Origin of the sequence: Streptomyces tateyamensis, assembly GCF_003205575.1 — a bacterium.
Classification (GTDB): Bacteria; Actinomycetota; Actinomycetes; order Streptomycetales; family Streptomycetaceae; genus Kitasatospora; species Kitasatospora tateyamensis.
The window spans coordinates 100,353-121,008 of sequence record NZ_PYBW01000030.1; the positions used below are offsets into that span (position 1 = coordinate 100,353).

Sequence of the window (20,656 nt, forward strand, 5' to 3'; positions counted from 1 at the left end):
ATACAGAGCCCGGCAAGCGGAACCGGTGCTCCGCCGGCGCATAACTGGACCGCGCGCGGGAGCGGCGGGGTCATCATCCCGAGGAGCAGCACATGAAACTTCTGATCATCCTCTTGGTCATCTTCGTCATCCTGGGCCTGTTGGTATTCGCCATGGCAGTCAGGGTTGTCAAGCAGTACGAAAAAGGGGTGCTGTTCCGGTTCGGTCGGCTCGTCGGAGAACGGCCCCCGGGGTTGCGGATCATTATCCCGGTGGTTGATGTCCTGCATCGGGTGTCGTTGCGGATCGTCACGATGCCGATCCAGTCCCAGGGCATCATCACCCGCGACAACGTGAGCGTCGATGTTTCGGCGGTCGCCTACTTCCGGGTCGTCGACGCGGTGAAATCGGTCATCGCGATCGAGAACGTGTACGCCGCGACCGACCAGATCGCACAGACCACCCTGCGGAAGGTCGTCGGCCAGCACACGCTCGACGAGACGCTGTCGGAGACCGACCGCATCAATCTGGACATCCGCGAGATTCTCGATGTCGCGACTGTCGAGTGGGGCGTTGAGGTCACGCTGGTCGAGCTCAAGGACATCCAGTTGCCCGAGAGCATGAAACGCGCGATGGCCCGCCAGGCCGAGGCGGAGCGGGAGAAGAGGGCGAAGATCATCAACGCTGAAGGGGAATCGCTCGCCGCCGCTGCACTCGGCGACGCCTCGGACACCATGATGGCCCACCCGCTGGCACTGCAGCTCCGCAATCTGCAGAGCCTGGTGGAGATCGGTGTGGACAAGAACACCACGGTCGTCTTCCCCGCTCCCCTCATGAGCACCATCGGCGAACTCGGTTCCTTCCTCGCCCGGGAAACGGCAGCGGCCACATCCTCGGCAGCGCCGATCGACCTCGCCAAGGTGACTGCCGGCCCGGTGCCGAACGGAGCAGCCGAGCCCGCCGAAATCGCCAAGCTGCTCTCCCGATCGGTGGAGAACGGAGCAACCGAGCCCGTCTGATCAGCGTCCGCCCGTCGTGGCCTGCCCGTCCAATGGGCGGGCCAGGACCAGCTGCAGGAGATGCCGACCGTGATCGCCAGTGAGCACAGCAGTCAGTGGTCGGCTTGTGCAGTGGCACGTTGATCACGAAGATCGAGGCGGTCAGCGCTCCGGCGAGGTAGACCAGGCGTAGCGAGAAGCGGCGCGACCTGGAACTCGGTTGCGAGCTGGTGGGTGCTCAGCCCGGCGGCGATCTCGCCTAACGCGGTACGAGCTCCGGTGGCCACCCGGCCGCCTGGTGCCGGGGAGGATCGGTAGGCTGGAGAGGTGCCCCGAAGGGGGCGCGTGCAGCTTGGGACACCCGGATTTCGCCCGTATGAGGCTGAGAAATGATGGGCGTCGGTGAGATCCACGGAGAGTGATTTTCGCAGCTCAGCGATCATGGCGCCGCATCGTTGCAGGTCAGCGGCCCGGCCGAGGAAAACTCCTAAAGCTGGTGTCGCAGGTTCGAATCCTGCCTGGGGCACGTCGCACCGGAGGCCCCCTCGGAGATCGTCCGAGGGGGCCTCAGACGTCTTCCCGGACAACCCTCTCCGGCTCCGGACGTCCCCCGGTCGGGTCGGCCGGCGGGCGGGCGGCGGTGGGGCGGGTTAGACCTGGGACATGGACCATCCCTTGCTGAACGCGTTCTGGATGATGCTCTGGTTCTTCCTCTGGATCATGTGGCTCTTCCTGCTCTTCAAGATCGTCATGGACATCTTCCGCAGCCACGACATGGGCGGCTGGGGGAAGGCCGGGTGGCTGGTCTTCGTGATCGTGCTGCCGTTCCTGGGCGTGCTGGTGTACCTGATCGCCCGGGGCGGGTCGATGGGGGACCGGGACGCGCAGGAGGCGGCCCGGCGGGAGAAGGCGGCGCAGGACTACATCCGGCAGGCCGCCGTAGGCGGCGGTGGCGGGAACGGCGCCGTGGACCAGCTGACGAAGCTGGCCGAGCTCAAGGCCAAGGGCGAGCTCACGCAGGAGGAGTTCGACCGGGCGAAGGCGAAGCTGCTGGCTGCGTGAGGGCCGGGCCCCGCTCCCCGGCAGCCCGGGATACGGGGCCCTGACGCGTGGTCAGGCCACGGTGACCCGGGTGCGCGGGCCGGTGGCGATCGCGGCGTCGCGGGCGGCGAGGTCGGGGACCATGGTGAGCTCGGCACGGACGGCGGCCAGCACCGAGGGCTCCAGGTCGGCCACCGCGAGCCCGGCGTCGGTCCCGCCCGCGTCGGCGAGCAGGGCGGCGTCGGGGCCCCAGACGGCGCTGCCGCCGCAGCCCTGGAGGTCGCCGGCCGACCCGACGTGGTTGGCCAGCAGCACGTACATGGTGTTGTCCATGGCCCGGGCCGGGAACCAGACGGCCCGCTGCCGGCGCCCGACGCCGGTGCCGAACAGGGCGCCGACCAGGTAGGCGTGGCAGCCGTCCAGCGCGGCGGCACGGGCGTGCTCCGGGAAGCCGGAGTCGTAGCAGATGCCCAGGCCGAGCCGCCAGCCGTCCAGCACCAGGGTGAGGCCGGCGCTGCCCGCAGCGAAGACGGCCGGCTCCATGCCGTACTGGTGCTGCTTGTCGTACCGGGCCAGCGGGGCGCCGTCCGGGCCCAGCACCAGGGCGGAGATGCGCAGCACGCCGGCCTCGTCCCGTGTGGCCGCGCCGAGCACGGCGGTGACGGCGTGCGTGCGGCAGGCGGCGGCGATCGGGGCGAGCCGGGGGTCGTCCGCGGTGACCGTGTAGCGGACCGGGTCGGTGGCGATCAGCTCCGGGTCGTACCCGGTGAGGAACTTCTCCGCGAAGACCACCAGGCGGGCGCCGGCCGCCGCGGCCAGGTCGACCAGCTCGGCGGCGCGGGCCGCGTTGGCCTCGACGTCACCGGGCAGCACCGGCGCCTGGGCGGCGGCGATCCGCAGCACCCGGCTGGGGAGGGCGGACGGGACAGGAACGTGCTGAGCGACGGTCATGTCCGGTCAGACTACCGGCGGCGCCGCCGGCTCGGCTCGGGGGCGGTCGGGTACGGGATGCGCAGCTTGCGGGCCAGCGGGGCGACGGCGCCGGCCACGCCGAGCGGCTTGGCGAGCACGAAGAGGGAGGCGAGCGTCAACAGCGAGCCGAGGCCCAGGCCGAGGAAGCTGCCGATCCAGCTGCTGCCCAGGGCGCCGGCCAGGAAGTGGCCGACCAGCGCGCCCGGCAGACAGGCCAGCAGCAGGCCGACGTGCAGGCCGAAGACCCGCCGCCCGTCCAGGCCGCTGTCGGCCGGAGCGCGCATCGCGGTGCGCAGCACCCGGGCCCGGTCCTCCGGGTTCTCCGGGGCCGCGGGCAGCGAGCTGAGCCGGCGGGAGAGCGCGATGCCGGTGACCGTCATCGACACGACGCAGGCGATGCTCTGCGCGGCAGCCATGCCGACCACGCTCCACCGGTCGCTGAGCAGCAGCCAGGCGAGCCAGGAGAAGAAGACGTTGGTCCCGGAGGCGACCGCGGTCAGCCAGAACGGGGTGCGGGCGTCGCTCATCGCGTAGAAGCCGCGGGCCAGGCCGTACTGGGCGCAGAAGAACGGCAGGCCGAAGGCGAAGGCGAGCAGCGCCTCACCGGTCAGGGTCAGGCCGATGCCGTCCTTGGCGTGGCCGTAGCCGTAGGCGACCTGGGTGATCTGGGCGGAGAAGGCGGCGAACAGCACCATGGCCGGGATGATCATCGCGGCCGAGTTGCGCATCACGCCGGCCAGGTCGGTGCCGATCTTGGTGAGGTTGCCCTCGGTGGCGGCCCGGGACATCTGCGGCAGGATCGCCGTCACCAGCGAGATGGTGATCACGCCCTGCGGGACCACGAAGAGCTGGTAGGCGTTGGCGTAGGCGTAGTTCGCGGACTTGTTGCTCACGCTGGTGGTCAGCGCGGTGATGGCGGTGAACGCGAGCTGGGTGACCACGACCAGCAGCAGCGCCCAGGAGGCCGCCCGGATCGGGGCGCTCAGGCCGGCGCCGCGCCAGTCGAAGCGCGGCGTGTAGCGGAACTTGGCCGCCCTGAGCGAAGGCAGCAGGCCCAGCGCCTGGATCACCACGCCGAGCGTGGTGCCGATGCCCAGCAGCATGGTCTGCCCGGGGGTGACCTTGTCGATGTGCCGGGCCTCGCCGCCGATGCCCAGGTACAGGGCGAAGACGCCGATGGCCACCACGTTGTTGAGCGCGGGCGCCCACATCATCGCGGCGAACCTGCCGCGCGCGTTGAGCACCTGGCCGAGCAGGGTGAAGAAGCCGTAGAAGAGGATCTCCGGCAGCAGGAAGCGGGCCAGTGCCACGGCCAGGTCGCGCTGCGCGCCGGTCCAGGTGGGGCCGTAGACGGAGACCAGCAGCGGGGCGGCCAGTACCGCGACCAGGGTCAGCACCACCAGCGCGATCCCGCACAGGGTCAGCAGGCGGTCGGTGTAGGCGACGCCGCCGTCCTTGTGCGTCTTGGCGGCCTTGACCAGCTCCGGCACGAAGATCGAGCTGAGCGCGCCGCCGATCAGCATCACGAAGACGATGTTCGGCAGCGTGTTGGCGACGTTGAAGGTGCTGGCGATGTCGCCGGAGCCGAGCGCGGCGCCCAGCATCGCGGCACGGACGAAGCCCAGCCCGCGCGAGGAGAGCGTGCCCAGCGCCATGATCAGGCCGTTGCGCCCGGTTACCGCCTCCTCGGACGGCTCGCCCTTCGCGGGCTCGCGCTGCTGGGGCAGGGCGGCCGGCGGGGCCGCGGGCGGGGCGGGGTAGCCCTGGGCGGGGATCGGGCGCAGTGCCATGGTCGGCGGGTCGGCCTGCACCGGGGGCGCGGCGAACTCGGCGGCGGCGGCCTGCGGCTGGGCCTGCTGCGGGCCCGGGTAGGGCTGGTAGTACTGCTCGTCCCACGGCCGGCCCTGCTGCGGCTGCTCGGCCGGCGGGTAGGCGGGCTGGACCGGGGGGTACGGCTGCTGGGCGGGCTGGTACGGCTGCTGGGCCGGTTCGTACGACGGCTGCTGGGGCTGCTGGTACGGGTCCGGCTGCGCCTGCTGCTGGTACGGGTCCTGCGGGTAGCTCTGCTGCGGGTAGCCCTGCGGCTGGTACTGGCCCTGCTGGTACGGCTCCGGCGGATACGAGTCCTGCGGGTACTGGCCGTGGCCCTGGCCGTACGGCCCCGGGTCGGCCTGACCCTGCGGGTACCCCGGCTGCTCCTGATACCCCGGCTGCTCCTGGTACCCGGGCTGCGACGGGTGGGGCGCACCGTACGAACCGTAGGGCTCGCCCGTGGTGTGCGTGGTCATCCGGACCCCCGTCGCTCGGTTGGCAGGGCAGTTGCTGCTGCGGGGCTGCTGCAGAGCGGGCGCTGCTCGGTTTCCCCGAGCTAGGCAGGACATGCCCAGCCGAAGCAGTCTGCCCTACCCGGGCACCCGGTGGGGAGCCGGGTGCCATGTGGTGGAGATCTCCGCTGGTCGAACCGCACCTTTTCGGGACAGCGGGACTGACCGAAACTGATCGTCCGTCAGCGCGGTTTGCCCGCGTTTGCGCCTGTTCGTAGCGGCTGGCGATGGATCGGGTCGGTGTGGGTGGAGTGGAACCTCAGGGAGGACCGGCACCGGAGATCCACTCGTGTGAGCTATCTCACTGGTCGTCAGCCGGGCCCCCGGGCCGCCCCGGCGGCCCGGGCTCCTCCGCCGGCTGGTCCGGCAGCTCGGGGAACGGCACCGAGGAGGCGAGCACGCTCTGCACCCGCGGCCTGGTGCGCCAGTTCACCCGCCGCACGTCCCGGGAGAGCGCGCCCGGGCGCCAGAGCTGGACCAGCACCGTGGTGCCGCCCAGTACGCCGGCCGCGAGCAGCCAGCCGCCCAGCACGTCGCTGGGCCAGTGCACGCCGAGCGCGAGCCGGGTGAAGCCGATCAGTGCGGCGCCGGCGCCGCCCAGCGTGCAGCAGATGATCCGGGTGCGCCGGTCGGCGCGCGGCCAGACGAGCGCGACCAGGGTGGCGGCGGTGATCGCGGCGGCCATCGTGTGCCCGGACGGGAAGGCCGGCCCGGCGGCCTGCGCGACCGGATCCGGCCAACTGGGCCGCGGCCGGTCCACCGCGATCTTCACCGCCCACTCCACCCCCCAGCCGACCAGCGCCTGGGCGGCGGTCCAGCCGGCCAGGGTGCGGGCGCCGATCGCCCACAGCCAGGCGGCGGCCAGGCCGAGCACGGTGCGCATGATCAGCGGGCTGCCGAGCATCGTGGTGGTCTGCATCGCGACGGTGAAGGCCAGGTTGTGCCGGGCCACGGCGTGCAGGCCGGTGGCCCAACCGTGGTCGAGTCGGGCCAGCGGGCCCCAGCCGGTCTGGATCAGGACGAGCAGCACCCCGCACAGCGCCGTCGAACCGAGCGCGATCGCCGCGTAGCGCGGGAGGCGGGCCACCGGCGGGCGCGGCCGGCCGGCAGGCGGGCGGTCGGGAGTACTGGTCAGGTGCATGGCTGACACCTTCCCAGGCTGGCGCGACGATCCCATGGGCGTGGGATCGCGGTTTGGCATCTTTTGTGCGGACGAGCTGCGGGGATCGTTCGGGCCGGGTCCGGCGTTGAGGGGGAGAGCGGGGCCGGTGCGACGGCCGTGTGACCGCTTCGTTGACCGGTGCACGTCGTGTGCACAAGCGGTCGCTCAGCGTCCAAAGTCCAGGTGAAAGCAGGCAGGATACTGCATCGCCCGACGAATCTGAGCGACTTGGGAATGTTGTCCGGTTTCTGGTCGTTGGATTGTTACGTGTGCGAGCCGAATGGCCGCGCACCGCAGGAGGGCGTGTCATCGCCCCGGCCACCGGCCGGAGCGATCCGCCCGGACCGGCGTGACCACCGAGACCAGACCCGACCCGGGCATCACCAGCAAGGGAGCAAGCATGGCCACCCGTGCCGTCGTACGCGACAGGGCCGACCGGACTCGTACGGCCCGCCCGACCAACTTCGAGGCCGACCGCGACCTGGTCGGCATGTACCTCGACGAAATCGCCAGGACGCCTCTGCTCGATGCCGCCGAGGAGGTCGAGCTGTCGCTGCGCATCGAGGCCGGCGTCTACGCCCAGCACCTGCTGGAGGAGGCCGACGAGGGCCGGGCCCCGCTCCCCGACGGCGTCACCCACGAGGAGTTGGAGGCGATAGCCGCCGACGCCGAGCGGGCGAAGGACGTCTTCATCCGCTCCAACCTGCGCTTGGTGGTCGCGGTCGCCCGCCGCTACCCGCGCAGCGGCCTGCCCCTGCTGGACCTGATCCAGGAGGGCAACGCCGGCCTGGTCCGCGCGGTGGAGAAGTTCGACTACGCCAAGGGCTTCAAGTTCTCCACCTACGCCACCTGGTGGATCCGGCAGGCGATCACCCGCTCGATCGCGGACCAGTCGCGCACCATCCGATTGCCCGTCCACCTGGTCGAGGAGCTCGGCCGGATCCGCCGAGTCCAGCGTGAGAAGTCGAAGGAGCTGGGCCGCGAGGCCGAGCCCGCCGAGATCGCCGCCGAGCTGGACACCACCGAGGCCAGGATCAAGGACGTGCTGGACTGGGCCCGTGACCCGGTCAGCCTCAACATGGCGGTGGACGACGAGGGCGAGACCCAGTTCGGCGACCTGGTCGAGGACACCGGCGCCGTCTCCCCGGAGGACGCCGTGATGGTGATGCTCCGCCGTGAGGAGCTCGACGACCTGATCGCCCGGCTGGACGACCGGACCGCCTCGATCATCCGCTCCCGCTACGGCATGGAGGACGGCCGTGAGCGCACCCTGACCGAGGTCGGCAAGCAGCACGGCCTGACCAGGGAGCGGATCCGCCAGATCGAGAAGCACGCGCTGGCGGAGCTGAAGAAGATCGCGGGGCACGCGGGGTTCGAGGCCGCGTGACTCCCGCGCAGGGCCCGGGTACCGCATGCGGCGCCCGGGCCCCGCGCGTGCCGGGCCCGGGCGGCCGGGGCCTACCCTGGTGGGTATGACCGACCAGCCCACCCCGCCCGCCGCCGACAAGCCGCACCCCGGGGCGCCGACCGGGGCAGCCGAGCCGACCGGGGCCGCGAAGCCGAAGCTGGTCTTCACCGATCCGTTCGCCCAGCAGACCAGCGACGACACCGACGAGGCCTGGGGCGAGCGCTCCCCGGCCCGCGGCCTGGACTGGTACCTGGAGCAGCGCCCGCCGCACCACGGCGGCTGACCCCGCCTCACCGGTGCACCGGCCACTGCTGGGCGGCCAGCGCACCGCCGGCCGCGAGCACGCCTGCGAGCCCGCCCGCAAGTACGGCCCCCAGGCGCCGCCGCACGGCCCGCCGCACCCGGTGCCGCACCCCGCAACCGCGCCGGATCGGCCGGAACGAGGGCACCGCGCGGCCCGGCGGCACCGGCACCGCCACCGGGGGTGCGGGCCGCCGATGGGAGTGCGCACCGCACGCGTGACCGGCAGCCGCGGCGGGGGCAAGGACGTCTTCGCTGCTCATGCGGCCACTGTGACCCTGCTGCCGCACTATGCCCAGCCCCGTCCACAGGTCTGTGGATAACTTTGCGCCTGTGGAAAACCCGGGCACCGAGCGGCCTGCGGGAACGTCGAAGGCCCCCCGGGCGAACCCGGGGGGCCTTCGCGGCGTAAACGTCAGGTCAGCCGGCGGTCGACGCCGTGCCGGCCGAGCTGGTGGAGGCCGACGCCGACGAGGACGCCGCCGGGGCAGCCGGGGCAGCCGGGGCGGCCGAGGTCGAACCCGGCCCGCCGGTGCCCGAGGAGCTCACCGAGCTGCTCGAGGAGGACCGGCTGTCGGTGCGGTAGAAGCCCGACCCCTTGAAGACCACGCCCACGGCGGAGAAGACCTTGCGCAGGCGGCCCTGGCAGTTGGGGCAGACGGTCAGCGCCTCGTCGCTGAACTTCTGCACCACCTCGAGGCCGTTGCCGCACTCGGTGCACTGGTACTGGTACGTGGGCACTGTGTCTTCCTCCTGGCACTCTCGGCTGGTGAGTGCTAACGACGGTCCATGATGCGGCATTCCGCCGGATCAGTCCAGCGTCGCCGACACGCGGCGGGACTCCAGGGAGCCGCGGCGCCCGCCCCCGCCGCTGGCAACGGTACGGCCACGCGAGGTCGAACCCCGCAGCAGGCCGCGCAACGTGACCAGCGCCACCAGCCCCAGCCCGGCGCCGACCACCGGCACCAGGAACCCGGTGCGCGGGCCGCTCAGGTCGATCAGCTGCCCGGCCGCCACCGAGCCGGCCGCCAGGCCCAGCCCGATCGCCCCGGTCAGCCAGGTGAACGCCTCCGTCTTGGCGCCGTCCGCGACCAGCGTCTCCACCAGCGTGTAGCCGGTGATCAGGGTCGGCGCGATGGCCAGCCCGCAGCCGAGCCCGGCCGCCGCCAGCGCGGTCAGGTCGGGCATCGCCCACAGCGTCGAGCAGCCCAGCACCAGCAGCGCGTAGCTGGCCAGCAGCCGGGTCCGGGCCGAGCGCCGCCAGGCGACCATCCCGTACAGCACCCCGGCCAGCATCGAGCCGCCGGCGAAGACGCCGTAGACGGTGCCGCTCATCCCGGCCAGGCCCTGGGCCTTGGCGAAGGCGGTCACCGAGACCTGCATGGCGCCGAAGACGGTGCCGACCCCGAGGAACGAGCCGGCCAGCAGCCGGACCCCGGGCGAGGCGAGCGCGGAGACCCGCTGCCCGCCCGCGGTACGCGGGTGGCGCACCGGCGCGGTGGCCCGCTGGCCGGCGAAGACCAGGCCGCCGACCACCGTCAGCGCGGCTTCGGTGGCCAGCGCGGCGGCCGGGGCCAGCGTGGTGGCGATCGCGGTGGCCAGCACCGGGCCGATCACGAAGGTGAGCTCGTCGGTGACCGACTCGAAGGCGAAGGCGGTGGACAGGTGGCCGGGCCGGTCGTCGAACCGGGCCACCCAGCGGGCCCGGACCATGGCGCCGATCTGCGGCACGCTGGCCCCGGCGGTGGCGGCCGTGGCGAACAGCGTCCAGACCGGCGCGTGGCCGAGCGCGAGCGCGGTCAGCGCGCCCACCGAGGCGGCGTGCACCAGCACGCTCGGCAGCAGCACGGCGGACTGGCCGAACTGGTCGGCCAGCCGGCCGGTCTGCGGCCCGACCAGGGCCTGGGCCACCGCGGCGACCGCCGCGACGGCGCCTGCCGTGCCGTAGGAGCCGCTGGTGTCGAAGACCAGCAGCACGATGCCCAGGGTGAGCATTGCGTAGGGCAGTCGGGCCACGAAGGCCGGGATCAGGAACCTCCACGCACCGGGGGTGCGCAGCAGCGGGACGTAGCCGACTCGGGCCGGGACTACGGGGCTGTCGACCGTTGGGCGGGACGCCACGGTCGGTCCTTCCTGCTGCCTGGTAGCGACGCCGGGGCGAGGGTGGACCCCGACGGCGCCGAGAGTCGTCCTCTCGCGCGTCGACCGGGGTAGATACCGGGGTCCGGCGGCCCACGATGCGGAAGCGGGGCCGGGCAGCGGACCGCGGCCGCCGAACGGTCGCGCCAACTCTGCATCAGGCAGATATAGCAGTGTGTGAATGTATCTGTGGGTGGAGCTGTCTCCACTTTAGAGGGTACGGGTGAGTACCACCTTGGATTCTACGGAGAATTCACCTGCTGCACAGCGACCTGCGTCACTTTCCGTGCAGCCAGCCCGCCAGCTTGCCGCCCTTGTCCACCGCGCGCAGCCGCCGTTCGGTCGCCTCCGCCACCGTCTCGGTGGTGACCACCAGCAGCTCGTCCCCGGACCGCAGCACGGTGGCCCGGTCCGGCACGAAGCTGCTGCCGTCGCGCACCACCAGGGTGACCGCCGCCCCGGCCGGCAGCCGCAGCTCGCCCACCTCGACCCCGGACATCCGCGAGCCGGGCGCCAGGGCCACCGAGAGCAGCTGGCCGTGCAGCCGCTCCAGCGGGGCCGACTCGATCCCCAGGTCCTGGCCGAGCGCGCCCTCGGAGATCCGCAGCTGCCGGGCCAGCCAGGGCAGCGTCGGTCCCTGCAGCAAGGTGAAGAGCACCACCAGGATGAAGACGATGTTGAACACGTCGGCGGCGTGCGGTACGTCGGCCACCAGCGGGATGGTGGCCAGCACGATCGGCACCGCGCCGCGCAGCCCGGCCCAGCTGAGCAGTGCCTGCTCCCGCCAGGGCAGCTTGAACGGGGTCAGCGTGGCGACCACCGAGAGCGGGCGGGCCACCAGCACCAGCACCGAGCCGATCACCACCGCCGCCCACACCGCCGAGCCCATGGTGGCCGGGTTGCAGAGCAGTCCGAGCAGCACGAACATGCCGATCTGTCCGATCCAGGCCAGCCCGTCGGCGAAGCCGCGCACCGCGGGCCCGTGCGGCAGCTTGGCGTTGCCCAGCAGCACCGCGCAGACGTAGACGGCCAGGAAGCCGGAGCCGTGCAGCAGCGCGCCGCCGGCGTAGGCCAGCACGGTCAGCGCGAGCACCGCGATCGGGTACAGGCCGGAGGACGGCAGCGCCACCTTGCGCAGCCCGAGGGCGCCCAGGCGGCCGACCGCCCAGCCCACCGCGGCGCCGATCGCCAGCTCCGCGAGGATCGAGCCGACCAGCACGTACCAGGCGTCGAACGGCCCGGCGGTGGCGAAGGCGGCCACCAGGATCACCACCGGCGCGTCGTTGAAGCCGGACTCCGCCTCCAGCAGTCCGCTGAGCCGGGCGGGCAGCGGCACCGTGCGCAGCACCGAGAAGACCGCCGCCGCGTCGGTGGAGGAGACGATCGCGCCCAGCAGCAGCGACTCCCGCCAGTCGGTTCCGACCAGGAAGTGCGCCCCGGCGGCGGTGACGAAGACCGAGATCCCGACCCCGAAGGTGGCCAGCACGCTCGCGGCCGGCACCACCGGTCTGATCTCCCGCCAGTTCGTCTTCAGACCGCCCTCGGCCAGGATCACTACCAGCGCCGCGTACCCCAGCACCTGGGTGAGCGAGGCGTTGTTGAAGGTGACGCCCAGTCCGTCCTGGCCCAGGGCGACGCCGATGCCCAGGTAGAGCAGCAGGCTGGGCAGCCCGGAGCGGGTCGACAGGCGCACCGCGACGACCGCGACCAGCAGGATCACGGAGGCTTCGAGCAGGAAGGTGTTCAGGTGGGAGACAGTCACGCAGGGGCACCTCGGGGTCGCGGGCGGCTTTGGCGGGCGGCACGGGAGGGGTCACTGGGGCAGGGGAGGAGAAAGCGGCGCCTGGGCGCCGGCTGACGGATGGTCAGCAAATGGATCGTTACCCAGGCTAACATTTTACCTGATCTTTGAACTTTTGAACAGTGCCGCACTCTCCAGCCACCCACCACCGGAACCTCGCCCTCAGCCGCGCCCGGTAGGGTCCCTCTGACTCAACCGTGGGCGTCCCCCGTGCACCCGCGCCACCTGAGTCGTCCTAATGTGGTGAGCGGTCACCGGCCGCCCCGCTCCCGTGACCTCCCTGCTCCCTGCCGCTAGGACCCAGATGCCCCGCTCGCCCCGCTCGAAGAAGTTCCGGCGCGCCCGTCTGATCGTGGTAGTGCTCGTCGTGCTCCTGGTGGCCCTGGTCGCCGGCGGCGGGTGGTACGCGGTGGACACGGTGCGCGCCTCGTTCCCGCAGGTCAGCGGGACGGTCAAGGTGCCCGGCCTGGGCTCGTCGGTGGACGTGAAGCGGGACGCGCAGGGCGTGCCGCAGGTCTACGCCGACACGCCCGAGGACCTGTTCAAGGCGCAGGGCTACGTGCAGGCCCAGGACCGGTTCTGGGAGATGGACGTGCGCCGGCACATCACCGCCGGGCGGCTCTCCGAGATGTTCGGCTCCGGCCAGGTGGACACCGACGCCTTCATCCGCACCATGGGCTGGCGCGACGTGGCGCAGAAGGAGTGGGACACCCAGCTCAGCGCGGACACCAAGAAGTACCTGCAGGCCTACACGGACGGCGTGAACGCCTGGCTCGGCGGGCACCCGGGCGGGCGCACCGCCTCGCTGGAGTACTCCCTGCTGGGTGCCGTCAACAGCGGCTACCAGCCGGAGCAGTGGACCCCGGTGGACTCGGTGGCCTGGCTCAAGGCGATGGCCTGGAACCTCTCCGGCAACCTGCAGGAGGAGATCGACCGCTCGCTGCTGAGCCAGACCTTCACCCCGGACCAGATCGCCCAGCTCTACCCGGACTACCCGTACCAGCGCAACGGCACCATCCTGCAGACCGGCACCATGGCCGCCGACGGCACCTACAAGCCGCCGACCGCCGCGGTCAACCAGGGCCAGGGCACCGCCGGCAGCGGCAGCACCCAGGCCGCCGCGCTGACCCAGGGCCTGACCTCGGTCTCCGACAAGATGGCCGCGATGCCGCAGCTGCTCGGCCCGCAGGGCCAGGGCATCGGCTCCAACTCCTGGGTGGTGGCCGGCAGCCACACCACCACCGGCAGCCCGCTGCTGGCCAACGACCCGCACCTGGGCCCGGGGCTGCCCAACGTCTGGTACCAGATGGGCCTGCACTGCCGCAGCGTCAGCGCGAGCTGCCCGTACGACGTCACCGGCTTCACCTTCGCCGGCATGCCGGGTGTGGTCATCGGCCACAACCAGAACATCACCTGGGGCCTGACCAACCTGGGCGCCGACGTCACCGACCTGTACCTGGAGAAGGTCACCGGTCCGGACACCTACCTGGTGGACAACCAGGAGGTGAAGTTCGAGACCCGCAAGGAGACCATCAAGGTGGCCGGCGGCGCGGACCGGGTGATCACGGTGCGCACCACCAACAACGGGCCGCTGATCTCCGACCAGTCCACCGAGCAGCAGCAGGTCGGCACCTACGCGCCGGCCGGCAACGCGGCCCCGGACCGCGGCACCTCCGGCTACGGGGTGGCACTGCGCTGGACGGCGCTGAACCCCGGCAAGTCGATGGACGCCATCTTCGAGCTGGACCGGGCCGCCGACTTCACCCACTTCCGGGCCGCCGCCATCGACTTCGCGGTCCCCTCGCAGAACCTGATCTACGCCGACACCAAGGGCCACATCGGCTACCAGGCGCCCGGCCAGATCCCGGTCCGCGGCAAGGGCGACGGCCGCTACCCGGCGCTGGGCTGGGACTCCGGCTACAACTGGAAGGGCTACCTGGACTTCAAGTCCCTGCCCTGGGTCGAGGACCCGGCCGCCGGCTTCCTGGTGACCGCCAACCAGGCCGTGGTGGACCCGTCGTACAAGCCGCTGCTGACCACCGACTGGGAGTACGGCACCCGGGCCAAGGAGATCACCGACCAGATCCAGGCCCGGCTGACCAACGGCGGCAAGATCTCGCCGGACGACATGCAGTCGATGCAGCTGGACAACACCAGCGTGCTGGCCAGAACGCTGGTCCCGATGCTGCTCAAGGTGCAGGTCAGCGACCCGTACGTGAAGCAGGCGCAGGACCTGCTGAAGGACTGGAACTACAACCAGGACGCCGACTCGGCCGCCGCCGCCTACTACAACGGCGTCTGGCGCCAGCTGCTGATCCTGGCCTTCGGGCAGAAGTTCCCGGCCGCGCTGCGGCCGAAGGGCGACTGCCTGCTGGTCCAGCAGAAGGTGGACGTCAACCAGCCGGACGGCACCGTGGGCGGCGAGACCAAGATCGTCACCCAGTGCGGCACCCGCAAGCCCAGCCAGGCCCAGCCGGACGGCGGCGACCGCTGGATGGAGGTGGTCCGCCAGCAGCTGGGCAACCCCGGCAGTCCGTGGTGGGACTACATCGACTCCAACCACCTGCAGCAGCACGGCCTGGACAACCTGCTGAAGGAGGCGATGAAGGACGCCCGCCAGGACCTCACCGCCCACCTCGGCAAGGACGTCTCCACCTGGAGCTGGGGCCGGCTGCACCCGCTGAACCTCAAGGAGCAGACCCTCGGGGTGGACACCTCCTCGATCGCCTCCGGCATCGTGCACCGGCTGCTCAACCGCGGTCCGTACCAGATGGGGGGCGGTTCGGCGGCGGTCGACGCCACCGGCTGGACCGCGGTGGCCGGCTACGACGTGGACTGGATCCCGTCGATGCGGATGGTGGTCGACCTGAGCGACTTCAACGCCTCGCACTGGATCAACGTGGGCGGCCAGTCCGGCCACGCGTTCGACGACAACTACGACGACCAGACCGAGCTCTGGCAGCAGGGCAAGCTGCTGCCGTGGTCCTACTCGGCCGCGGCGGTCAACCAGTCGACGAAGAACACGCTGTCCCTGACGCCCTGACAGCCGGATCGGTCGTCAGAACCGGTGCACGCCCAGTGGGGTGACCACGGCGTGCACCGGCCGGTCGTGCGGCTCGGCCGGCACCCGGTCCAGCAGCTCCGGCGGGTAGAGCAGGGTGGCCAGCAGCGGCTCGGCCCCGGCGGCGGCCAGCCGGGCCAGCACCCGGTCGTAGGAGCCGCCGCCGCGCCCCAGCCGCAACCCGCGCCGGTCCACCGCCAGCCCGGGCAGCAGCACCAGCCCGGCCGCGCAGACCGCCGCCGGCCCCAACCGCTCCCCGGTCGGCTCCAGCAGCCCGCGCCCGGCGGGCGCCAGCTGCCGCGCACCGCCGTAGTACGCCCAGTCCAGGTCGTTGTCGGGCAGCAGCACCGGCAGCAGCACCGGGACCGCCCGCGCGTGCAGCGCCGCCAGCAGCTCCCGGGTGCCCGGCTCGGCGCCCACCGAAACGTAGGCCGCCACCGTCACCCCCGGCGCCACCAGCTCCAGCGCCCGCTCGGCGATCGCCGCGGCCGCGGCCGACCGCTCTTCGGGGGACAGCGCCCGGCGCTGCGCCAGCAGCCGTGACCGCAGGGCCGCCTTGTCGTTGTACAAGAGATCGTCAGACACGGCTCGATCTTCCCGCAGTCGCTCCCCCGAGGGAGTCCCATGGCACTCCTGCTCCCGTCGCTCGCCCTGCTCGGCCTGCTGCTGACCGCGCTCGCCGGCCTGCTCGCGACCCGGCTGCGCCGGCTGCGCCGCACCTCCGCCGCCCGCGAGGCCGAGCTGACCGGCCAGTTGGCCGAGCTCGCGGCCGAGTGCGCGGAGCTGGCCCGCACCGCCGCCCGGGACCCGCTCACCGGCGTCTGGAACCACCGCCACCTCCAGCTGGCCCTGGAGCGCGAGGTGCACCGCTGCCAGCGGGCGAACGGTGATCCCGGCCCCGAACTGGCCGTGGTGCTGCTGGAGATCGAGGGCTTCGAGGCGATCAACGCCGAGCACGGCCGGCACCGGGCCCAGGCGGTGCTGCGCGACCTGGCCCAGCGGCTCTCGCTGGAGGTGCGCCGGTCCGACACCCTGGGCCGGTACGGCGGCACCGAGTTCCTGGTGGTGCTGCCGGACACCGGCGCGGCCGGGGCGGCCAAGGTGGCCGAGCGGCTGTGCTGGGCGGTACGCCGGCACCGGCTGCTGGACTGGGCCGGCGAGCCGTGGCAGGCCCAGTCCCGGGCCGCGGGCGGCAACGGGCTGCGCGCGGTGGCCGGCACCGCCGTGCTGCCGCTCGGCGGCCACCCGGTGCCGCTGCTGCGGGCCGCGGACCGCTCGCTGGCCGAGGCCAAGCGCGCGTCGGGGCGGGCGGTGGCGCCGTCCGGGCACGGTAACCTGTCGGCCTGTGCCGACCCGGGACCCACAGCCCCGACCGGCGCCGCCCGTCCCGTAGTCGCGGTGACCTGCACCGACGAGGTCCGTTCATAGCCGATTCACCTCGCTCTCAGGCAACGCGGTCAGCAGCCTTAGTAAGGTCCACGCATGATGACGAATCCCCGCATGTCCGTCACCAAGGCCGTCGTGCCTGCCGCCGGACTCGGAACCAGGTTCCTGCCGGCCACCAAGGCCACGCCGAAGGAGATGCTGCCGGTCGTCGACAAGCCGGCCATCCAGTACGTGGTGGAGGAGGCAGCGGCCGCGGGGCTGACCGACATACTGATGGTCACCGGCCGCAACAAGCGGGCGCTGGAGGACCACTTCGACCGCGCCTACGAGCTGGAGGAGCTGCTCGCCCGCAAGGGCGACGCCGACCGGCTGGCCCGGGTGCAGGAGTCGGTCTCGCTGGCCAACATGCACTACGTCCGCCAGGGCGACCCCAGGGGCCTGGGCCACGCGGTGCTGGTGGCCGAGCAGCACGTGGCCGGCCAGCCCTTCGCGGTGCTGCTGGGTGACGACCTGATCGACCCGCGCGACCCGCTGCTGTCCCGGATGATCGAGGTGCAGCAGGAGCTCGGCGGCTCGGTGGTGGCGCTGATGGAGGTCGAGCCGACCCAGATCCACCTGTACGGCTGCGCGGCGGTCGAGTCCAACGGCTTCGGCGACGACGTCTTCCACGTCACCGACCTGGTGGAGAAGCCGGAGCCGGCTGACGCCCCGTCGAACTACGCGGTGATCGGCCGTTACGTGCTCGACCCCGCGGTCTTCGACGTGCTGAAGAAGACCGAGCCGGGCCGTGGCGGCGAGATCCAGCTGACCGACGCGCTGCGTACGCTGGCCACGCTGCCCGCCGAGGAGGGCGGCCAGGTGCACGGCGTGCTGTTCGACGGCCGCCGGTACGACACCGGCGACCGCGCCGACTACCTGCGCGCGATCGTCCGGTTGGCCTGCGAGCGCGAGGACCTCGGTCCGGAGTTCCGCGGCTGGCTCAAGCAGTTCGTCGACGGCGGGATGCAGGGCTGAGCTCAGCCCGGTGGAGTGAAGGGCGGTGCGGCTGATGGGCCGGCAGGACGACGCGTGCGGGACCGAGACGGCGGGCCACCGGCACTGGACGGTGGACGAGCACCTGGCCGACGTGCTGGCCGGGCTGACCGCGCTGCCCGCGATCGAGCTGCAGCTGCTGGACGCCCAGGGCTGCCGGCTGGCCGAGGACGTGGTGGCCGGCGGCGACCTGCCGCCCTTCGACAACAGCTCGATGGACGGCTACGCGGTGCGCACCGCCGACACCGTCGGGGCCACCGAGCAGTACCCCTCGGTGCTCGCGGTGGTCGGTGAGATCGCGGCCGGCGCCGACGAGCTGCCCAAGGTCGGTCCCGGCCAGGCGGCCCGGATCATGACCGGCGCCCCGCTGCCGCCCGGCGCCCAGGCCGTGGCCCCGGTGGAGTGGACCGACGGGGGCACCGGCTCGGCCCAGGCCGCGACCGCGATGACCGCCGAGGCCGGCCCCGAGGTGCGGGTGCGTCAGGAGGTCGCCGAGGGCGCGCACATCCGCCGGGCGGGCAGCGACGTGCGGGCCGGCAGCACGGTGCTGAGCGCCGGCGCCGAGCTCGGCCCGACCCAGCTCGGCCTGCTGGCCGCGATCGGCCGCGGCGAGGTGCGGGTGCGCCCGCGCCCGCGGGTGGTGGTGCTCTCCACCGGCAGCGAGCTGGTGCAGCCGGGCGAGCCGGTGGGGCCCGGGCAGATCTGGGACTCCAACAGCTACACCCTGACCGCCGCCGCCCAGCAGGCCGGGGCGATCGCCTACCGGGTCGGCGGGGTGCCGGACGACGCGGCGGTGCTGCGCCGGGTGCTGGAGGACCAGCTGGGCCGGGCCGACCTGATCGTCACCAGTGGCGGGGTCAGCGTCGGCGCCTACGACGTGGTCAAGGAGGTGTTCGCCGAGTACGGCGGCGTCGACTTCCGCAAGCTGCGGATGCAGCCCGGCAAGCCGCAGGGCTTCGGCCGGATCGGCGAGGCGGGCGTCCCGCTGCTCGCGCTGCCGGGCAACCCGGTCAGCGCCTACATCTCCTTCGAGCTGTTCGTCCGTCCGGCGATCCGCACCCTGCTGGGCGCTCCGGACGTGCACCGCCCGGTGGTACGCGCGGTCTGCACCGCCGACCTGGTCTCCCCGGCCGGGCGCCGGCAGTTCCTGCGCGGCTGGTACGGCGACGGCACGGTGGCCCCGGTGGGTGGCGCCGACTCGCACCTGGTGGGGGCGCTGGCCCGGGCCAACTGCCTGATCACGGTCCCCGAGGAGGCCGTGGCGGTGACGGCCGGCCAGCCGGTGGACGTGGTCCTTCTGACGGACTGACAGCTGCCCGTCGGTCGGACCGGCCGCGGTTCCAGGAGGCATCGGGGGTACGGTAGCGCGGTATTCACCCCGTTCTGCTGGAGTACTGACGTGACCACACCCCCCGGCGACCGCCTGACGCATGTGGACGAGACCGGCGCCGCGCGCATGGTCGACGTCTCCGAGAAGGCCGCCACGGCCCGCACGGCGGTGGCTGCCGGGCGGGTCCGGGTCGCCCCGCGGGTGGTCGAACTGCTGCGCGGCGAGGGCGTGCCCAAGGGCGACGCGCTGGCCGCGGCCCGGATCGCCGGGATCATGGGCGCCAAGAAGACGCCCGAGCTGATCCCGCTCTGCCACCCGATCGCCGTCTCCGGCGTCACAGTGGACCTGGCGGTGACCGACGAGGCGGTGGAGATCACCGCCACGGTGCGCACCGCCGACCGCACCGGGGTGGAGATGGAGGCGCTGACCGCGGTGGCGGTGGCCGCGCTGACCGTGATCGACATGGTCAAGGCGGTGGACAAGGCGGCCGCCATCGAGGACGTCCGGGTGCTGAGCAAGACGGGCGGCAAGAGCGGCGACTGGGTGCGCGACCGGCCGGCGGCCGGGGACTCGGCCGACGGGGACCCGGCATGAAGGCGCTGGCGATCACCGTCTCCAACCGGGCCTCGGCCGGGGTCTACCAGGACAAGGGCGGCCCGCTGCTGGTCGAGGGACTGGCCGGGATGGGCTTCTCGGTCGACGGGCCCACTGTGGTGCCGGACGGGGAGCCGGTGCTGGCGGCGCTGCGCGCGGCGGTGGCGGCCGGCTACGACGTGGTGCTGACCACCGGCGGTACCGGCATCTCGCCGATGGACCTGACCCCGGAGATGACCGCCCAGGTGATCGACCGTCAGATCCCGGGCATCGCGGAGGCGATCCGCGCCCACGGGCGGGACAAGGTGCCCACGGCCGCGCTCTCCCGGGGCCTGGCCGGTCTGGCCGGTCGGACCGTGATCGTCAACCTGCCCGGGTCCACCGGCGGGGTGAAGGACGGCCTGGCGGTGCTGGCGCCGCTGCTGCCGCACGCGGTGGACCAGCTGGGCGGCGGGGACCACCCGCGCCCGGCCGAGGGCTCGGGCCAGGGCTCGGAGCAGGACCCCGAGCAAGGGAGAGCGAGCTGAGCGCCGGCTGGCCGGTGGAGCTGCGCGACGGGGAGGTGCTGCTGCGCCCGATCCGGATGCGTGACCAGAAGGCCTGGCAGGAGGCCAGCCGGCGCAACCGGGACTGGCTGCGGCGCTGGGAGGCCACCGTGCCGCCGCCCCCGCCGGGCCGGATCCCCGGCTCCCGGCCGACCTACCGTCAGATGGTCCGCTACCTGCGCGGCGAGGCCGGTGCGGGCCGGATGCTGCCGTTCGTGGTGGTCTTCCGCGACCAGCTGGTCGGCCAGCTGACCGTCGGCGGGATCACCTGGGGCTCGATGTGCTCGGCCAACATCGGCTACTGGATCGACGAGGGGGTCGCCGGGCGCGGCATCATGCCGACCGCGGTGGCGCTCGCCGTCGACCACTGTTTCCAGTCGATGGGGCTGCACCGGATCGAGGTGTGCATCCGGCCGGAGAACGGGCCGTCCCGCCGGGTGGTGGAGAAACTCGGCTTCCGGTCCGAGGGAATGCGCCCGCGCTATCTGCACATCGACGGGGACTGGCGCGACCACCTGGTGTACGCGCTGACCGCCGAGGAGGTCCCCGGGGGCCTGCTGCGGTCTTGGCGCACAAGGTAATTG

General features: G+C 72.6%; 19 protein-coding genes. 11 read left to right on the plus strand and 8 right to left on the minus strand.

Annotated elements, in window-relative coordinates:
• Positions 1-92 precede the first annotated feature (92 nt).
• Positions 93-998 carry a slipin family protein gene (locus C7C46_RS09890; protein WP_110667913.1) on the plus strand — a complete coding sequence of 302 codons (906 nt, stop codon included), beginning with the start codon at positions 93-95 and terminating at the stop codon, positions 996-998.
• 642 nt (positions 999-1,640) lie between these two features.
• Entirely contained in the window at positions 1,641-2,039 is a 399-nt protein-coding gene (locus C7C46_RS09895) for an SHOCT domain-containing protein (protein WP_110667916.1), read from the plus strand.
• Between the two features lie 51 nt (positions 2,040-2,090).
• Here the strand turns inward: C7C46_RS09895 and C7C46_RS09900 are convergent, their stop codons facing one another.
• From C7C46_RS09900 to C7C46_RS09910, 3 genes are all read right to left on the minus strand, one after another.
• Positions 2,091-2,969 carry a carbon-nitrogen hydrolase family protein gene (locus tag C7C46_RS09900; RefSeq protein WP_110667919.1) on the minus strand — a complete coding sequence of 293 codons (879 nt, stop codon included), beginning with the start codon at positions 2,967-2,969 and terminating at the stop codon, positions 2,091-2,093.
• 11 nt (positions 2,970-2,980) lie between these two features.
• A complete protein-coding gene (gene murJ / locus C7C46_RS09905; RefSeq protein ID WP_245984320.1) occupies positions 2,981-5,278 on the minus strand; it encodes a murein biosynthesis integral membrane protein MurJ in 2,298 nt (765 codons plus the stop codon).
• 337 nt (positions 5,279-5,615) lie between these two features.
• Entirely contained in the window at positions 5,616-6,455 is an 840-nt protein-coding gene (locus C7C46_RS09910; RefSeq protein WP_181442279.1) for a phosphatase PAP2 family protein, read from the minus strand.
• 421 nt (positions 6,456-6,876) lie between these two features.
• Between C7C46_RS09910 and C7C46_RS09915 the strand changes: the two genes are divergently transcribed.
• Both C7C46_RS09915 and C7C46_RS09920 read left to right on the plus strand, forming a co-directional pair.
• Positions 6,877-7,863 carry a sigma-70 family RNA polymerase sigma factor gene (locus C7C46_RS09915; protein ID WP_110667923.1) on the plus strand — a complete coding sequence of 329 codons (987 nt, stop codon included), beginning with the start codon at positions 6,877-6,879 and terminating at the stop codon, positions 7,861-7,863.
• Positions 7,864-7,948: 85 nt separating this feature from the next.
• Positions 7,949-8,167, plus strand: coding sequence for a hypothetical protein (locus tag C7C46_RS09920; protein WP_110667925.1), 219 nt, complete (start codon positions 7,949-7,951; stop codon positions 8,165-8,167).
• A 7-nt stretch (positions 8,168-8,174) separates the two neighbouring features.
• Here the strand turns inward: C7C46_RS09920 and C7C46_RS09925 are convergent, their stop codons facing one another.
• The 4 genes from C7C46_RS09925 to C7C46_RS09940 all read right to left on the minus strand — a co-directional run bounded on the left by C7C46_RS09925 (position 8,175) and on the right by C7C46_RS09940 (position 12,085).
• Entirely contained in the window at positions 8,175-8,447 is a 273-nt protein-coding gene (locus C7C46_RS09925; protein ID WP_146259039.1) for a hypothetical protein, read from the minus strand.
• Positions 8,448-8,604: 157 nt separating this feature from the next.
• On the minus strand, positions 8,605-8,925 hold the full coding sequence (locus tag C7C46_RS09930) for an FmdB family zinc ribbon protein (protein ID WP_110667930.1): 321 nt from the start codon (positions 8,923-8,925) through the stop codon (positions 8,605-8,607).
• Between the two features lie 69 nt (positions 8,926-8,994).
• Positions 8,995-10,305 (minus strand): MFS transporter, encoded by a 1,311-nt coding sequence (locus C7C46_RS09935; RefSeq protein WP_110667933.1) that lies wholly within the window; start codon positions 10,303-10,305, stop codon positions 8,995-8,997.
• A gap of 295 nt (positions 10,306-10,600) precedes the next feature.
• Positions 10,601-12,085 carry a potassium/proton antiporter gene (locus C7C46_RS09940; RefSeq protein WP_110667935.1) on the minus strand — a complete coding sequence of 495 codons (1,485 nt, stop codon included), beginning with the start codon at positions 12,083-12,085 and terminating at the stop codon, positions 10,601-10,603.
• Positions 12,086-12,428: 343 nt separating this feature from the next.
• Here C7C46_RS09940 and C7C46_RS09945 point away from each other — a divergent pair, with 343 nt between their 5' ends.
• Positions 12,429-15,167 carry a penicillin acylase family protein gene (locus C7C46_RS09945; RefSeq protein WP_110667937.1) on the plus strand — a complete coding sequence of 913 codons (2,739 nt, stop codon included), beginning with the start codon at positions 12,429-12,431 and terminating at the stop codon, positions 15,165-15,167.
• A gap of 15 nt (positions 15,168-15,182) precedes the next feature.
• Here the strand turns inward: C7C46_RS09945 and C7C46_RS09950 are convergent, their stop codons facing one another.
• Positions 15,183-15,770: a 5-formyltetrahydrofolate cyclo-ligase gene (locus C7C46_RS09950; RefSeq protein WP_110667939.1), complete on the minus strand. Its 588-nt coding sequence runs from the start codon at positions 15,768-15,770 to the stop codon at positions 15,183-15,185.
• Positions 15,771-15,809: 39 nt separating this feature from the next.
• On the opposite strand from C7C46_RS09950, the gene C7C46_RS09955 reads away from it, so the two are divergent.
• The 6 genes from C7C46_RS09955 to C7C46_RS09980 all read left to right on the plus strand — a co-directional run bounded on the left by C7C46_RS09955 (position 15,810) and on the right by C7C46_RS09980 (position 20,653).
• Positions 15,810-16,613, plus strand: a complete 804-nt coding sequence (locus C7C46_RS09955; protein ID WP_110667942.1) for a GGDEF domain-containing protein — start codon at positions 15,810-15,812, stop codon at positions 16,611-16,613.
• Positions 16,614-16,685: 72 nt separating this feature from the next.
• On the plus strand, positions 16,686-17,585 hold the full coding sequence (gene galU / locus C7C46_RS09960) for a UTP--glucose-1-phosphate uridylyltransferase GalU (RefSeq protein ID WP_245984321.1): 900 nt from the start codon (positions 16,686-16,688) through the stop codon (positions 17,583-17,585).
• 34 nt (positions 17,586-17,619) lie between these two features.
• A complete protein-coding gene (gene glp, locus C7C46_RS09965) occupies positions 17,620-18,912 on the plus strand; it encodes a molybdotransferase-like divisome protein Glp (protein WP_110668165.1) in 1,293 nt (430 codons plus the stop codon).
• Positions 18,913-19,059: 147 nt separating this feature from the next.
• A complete protein-coding gene (gene moaC, locus C7C46_RS09970; RefSeq protein ID WP_245984330.1) occupies positions 19,060-19,527 on the plus strand; it encodes a cyclic pyranopterin monophosphate synthase MoaC in 468 nt (155 codons plus the stop codon).
• A complete protein-coding gene (locus tag C7C46_RS09975; RefSeq protein WP_110667947.1) occupies positions 19,524-20,054 on the plus strand; it encodes a MogA/MoaB family molybdenum cofactor biosynthesis protein in 531 nt (176 codons plus the stop codon). The genes moaC and C7C46_RS09975 overlap by 4 nt, the downstream gene beginning before the upstream one ends.
• A 14-nt stretch (positions 20,055-20,068) precedes the next feature.
• Entirely contained in the window at positions 20,069-20,653 is a 585-nt protein-coding gene (locus C7C46_RS09980; RefSeq protein ID WP_110667950.1) for a GNAT family N-acetyltransferase, read from the plus strand.
• Positions 20,654-20,656 lie beyond the last annotated feature (3 nt).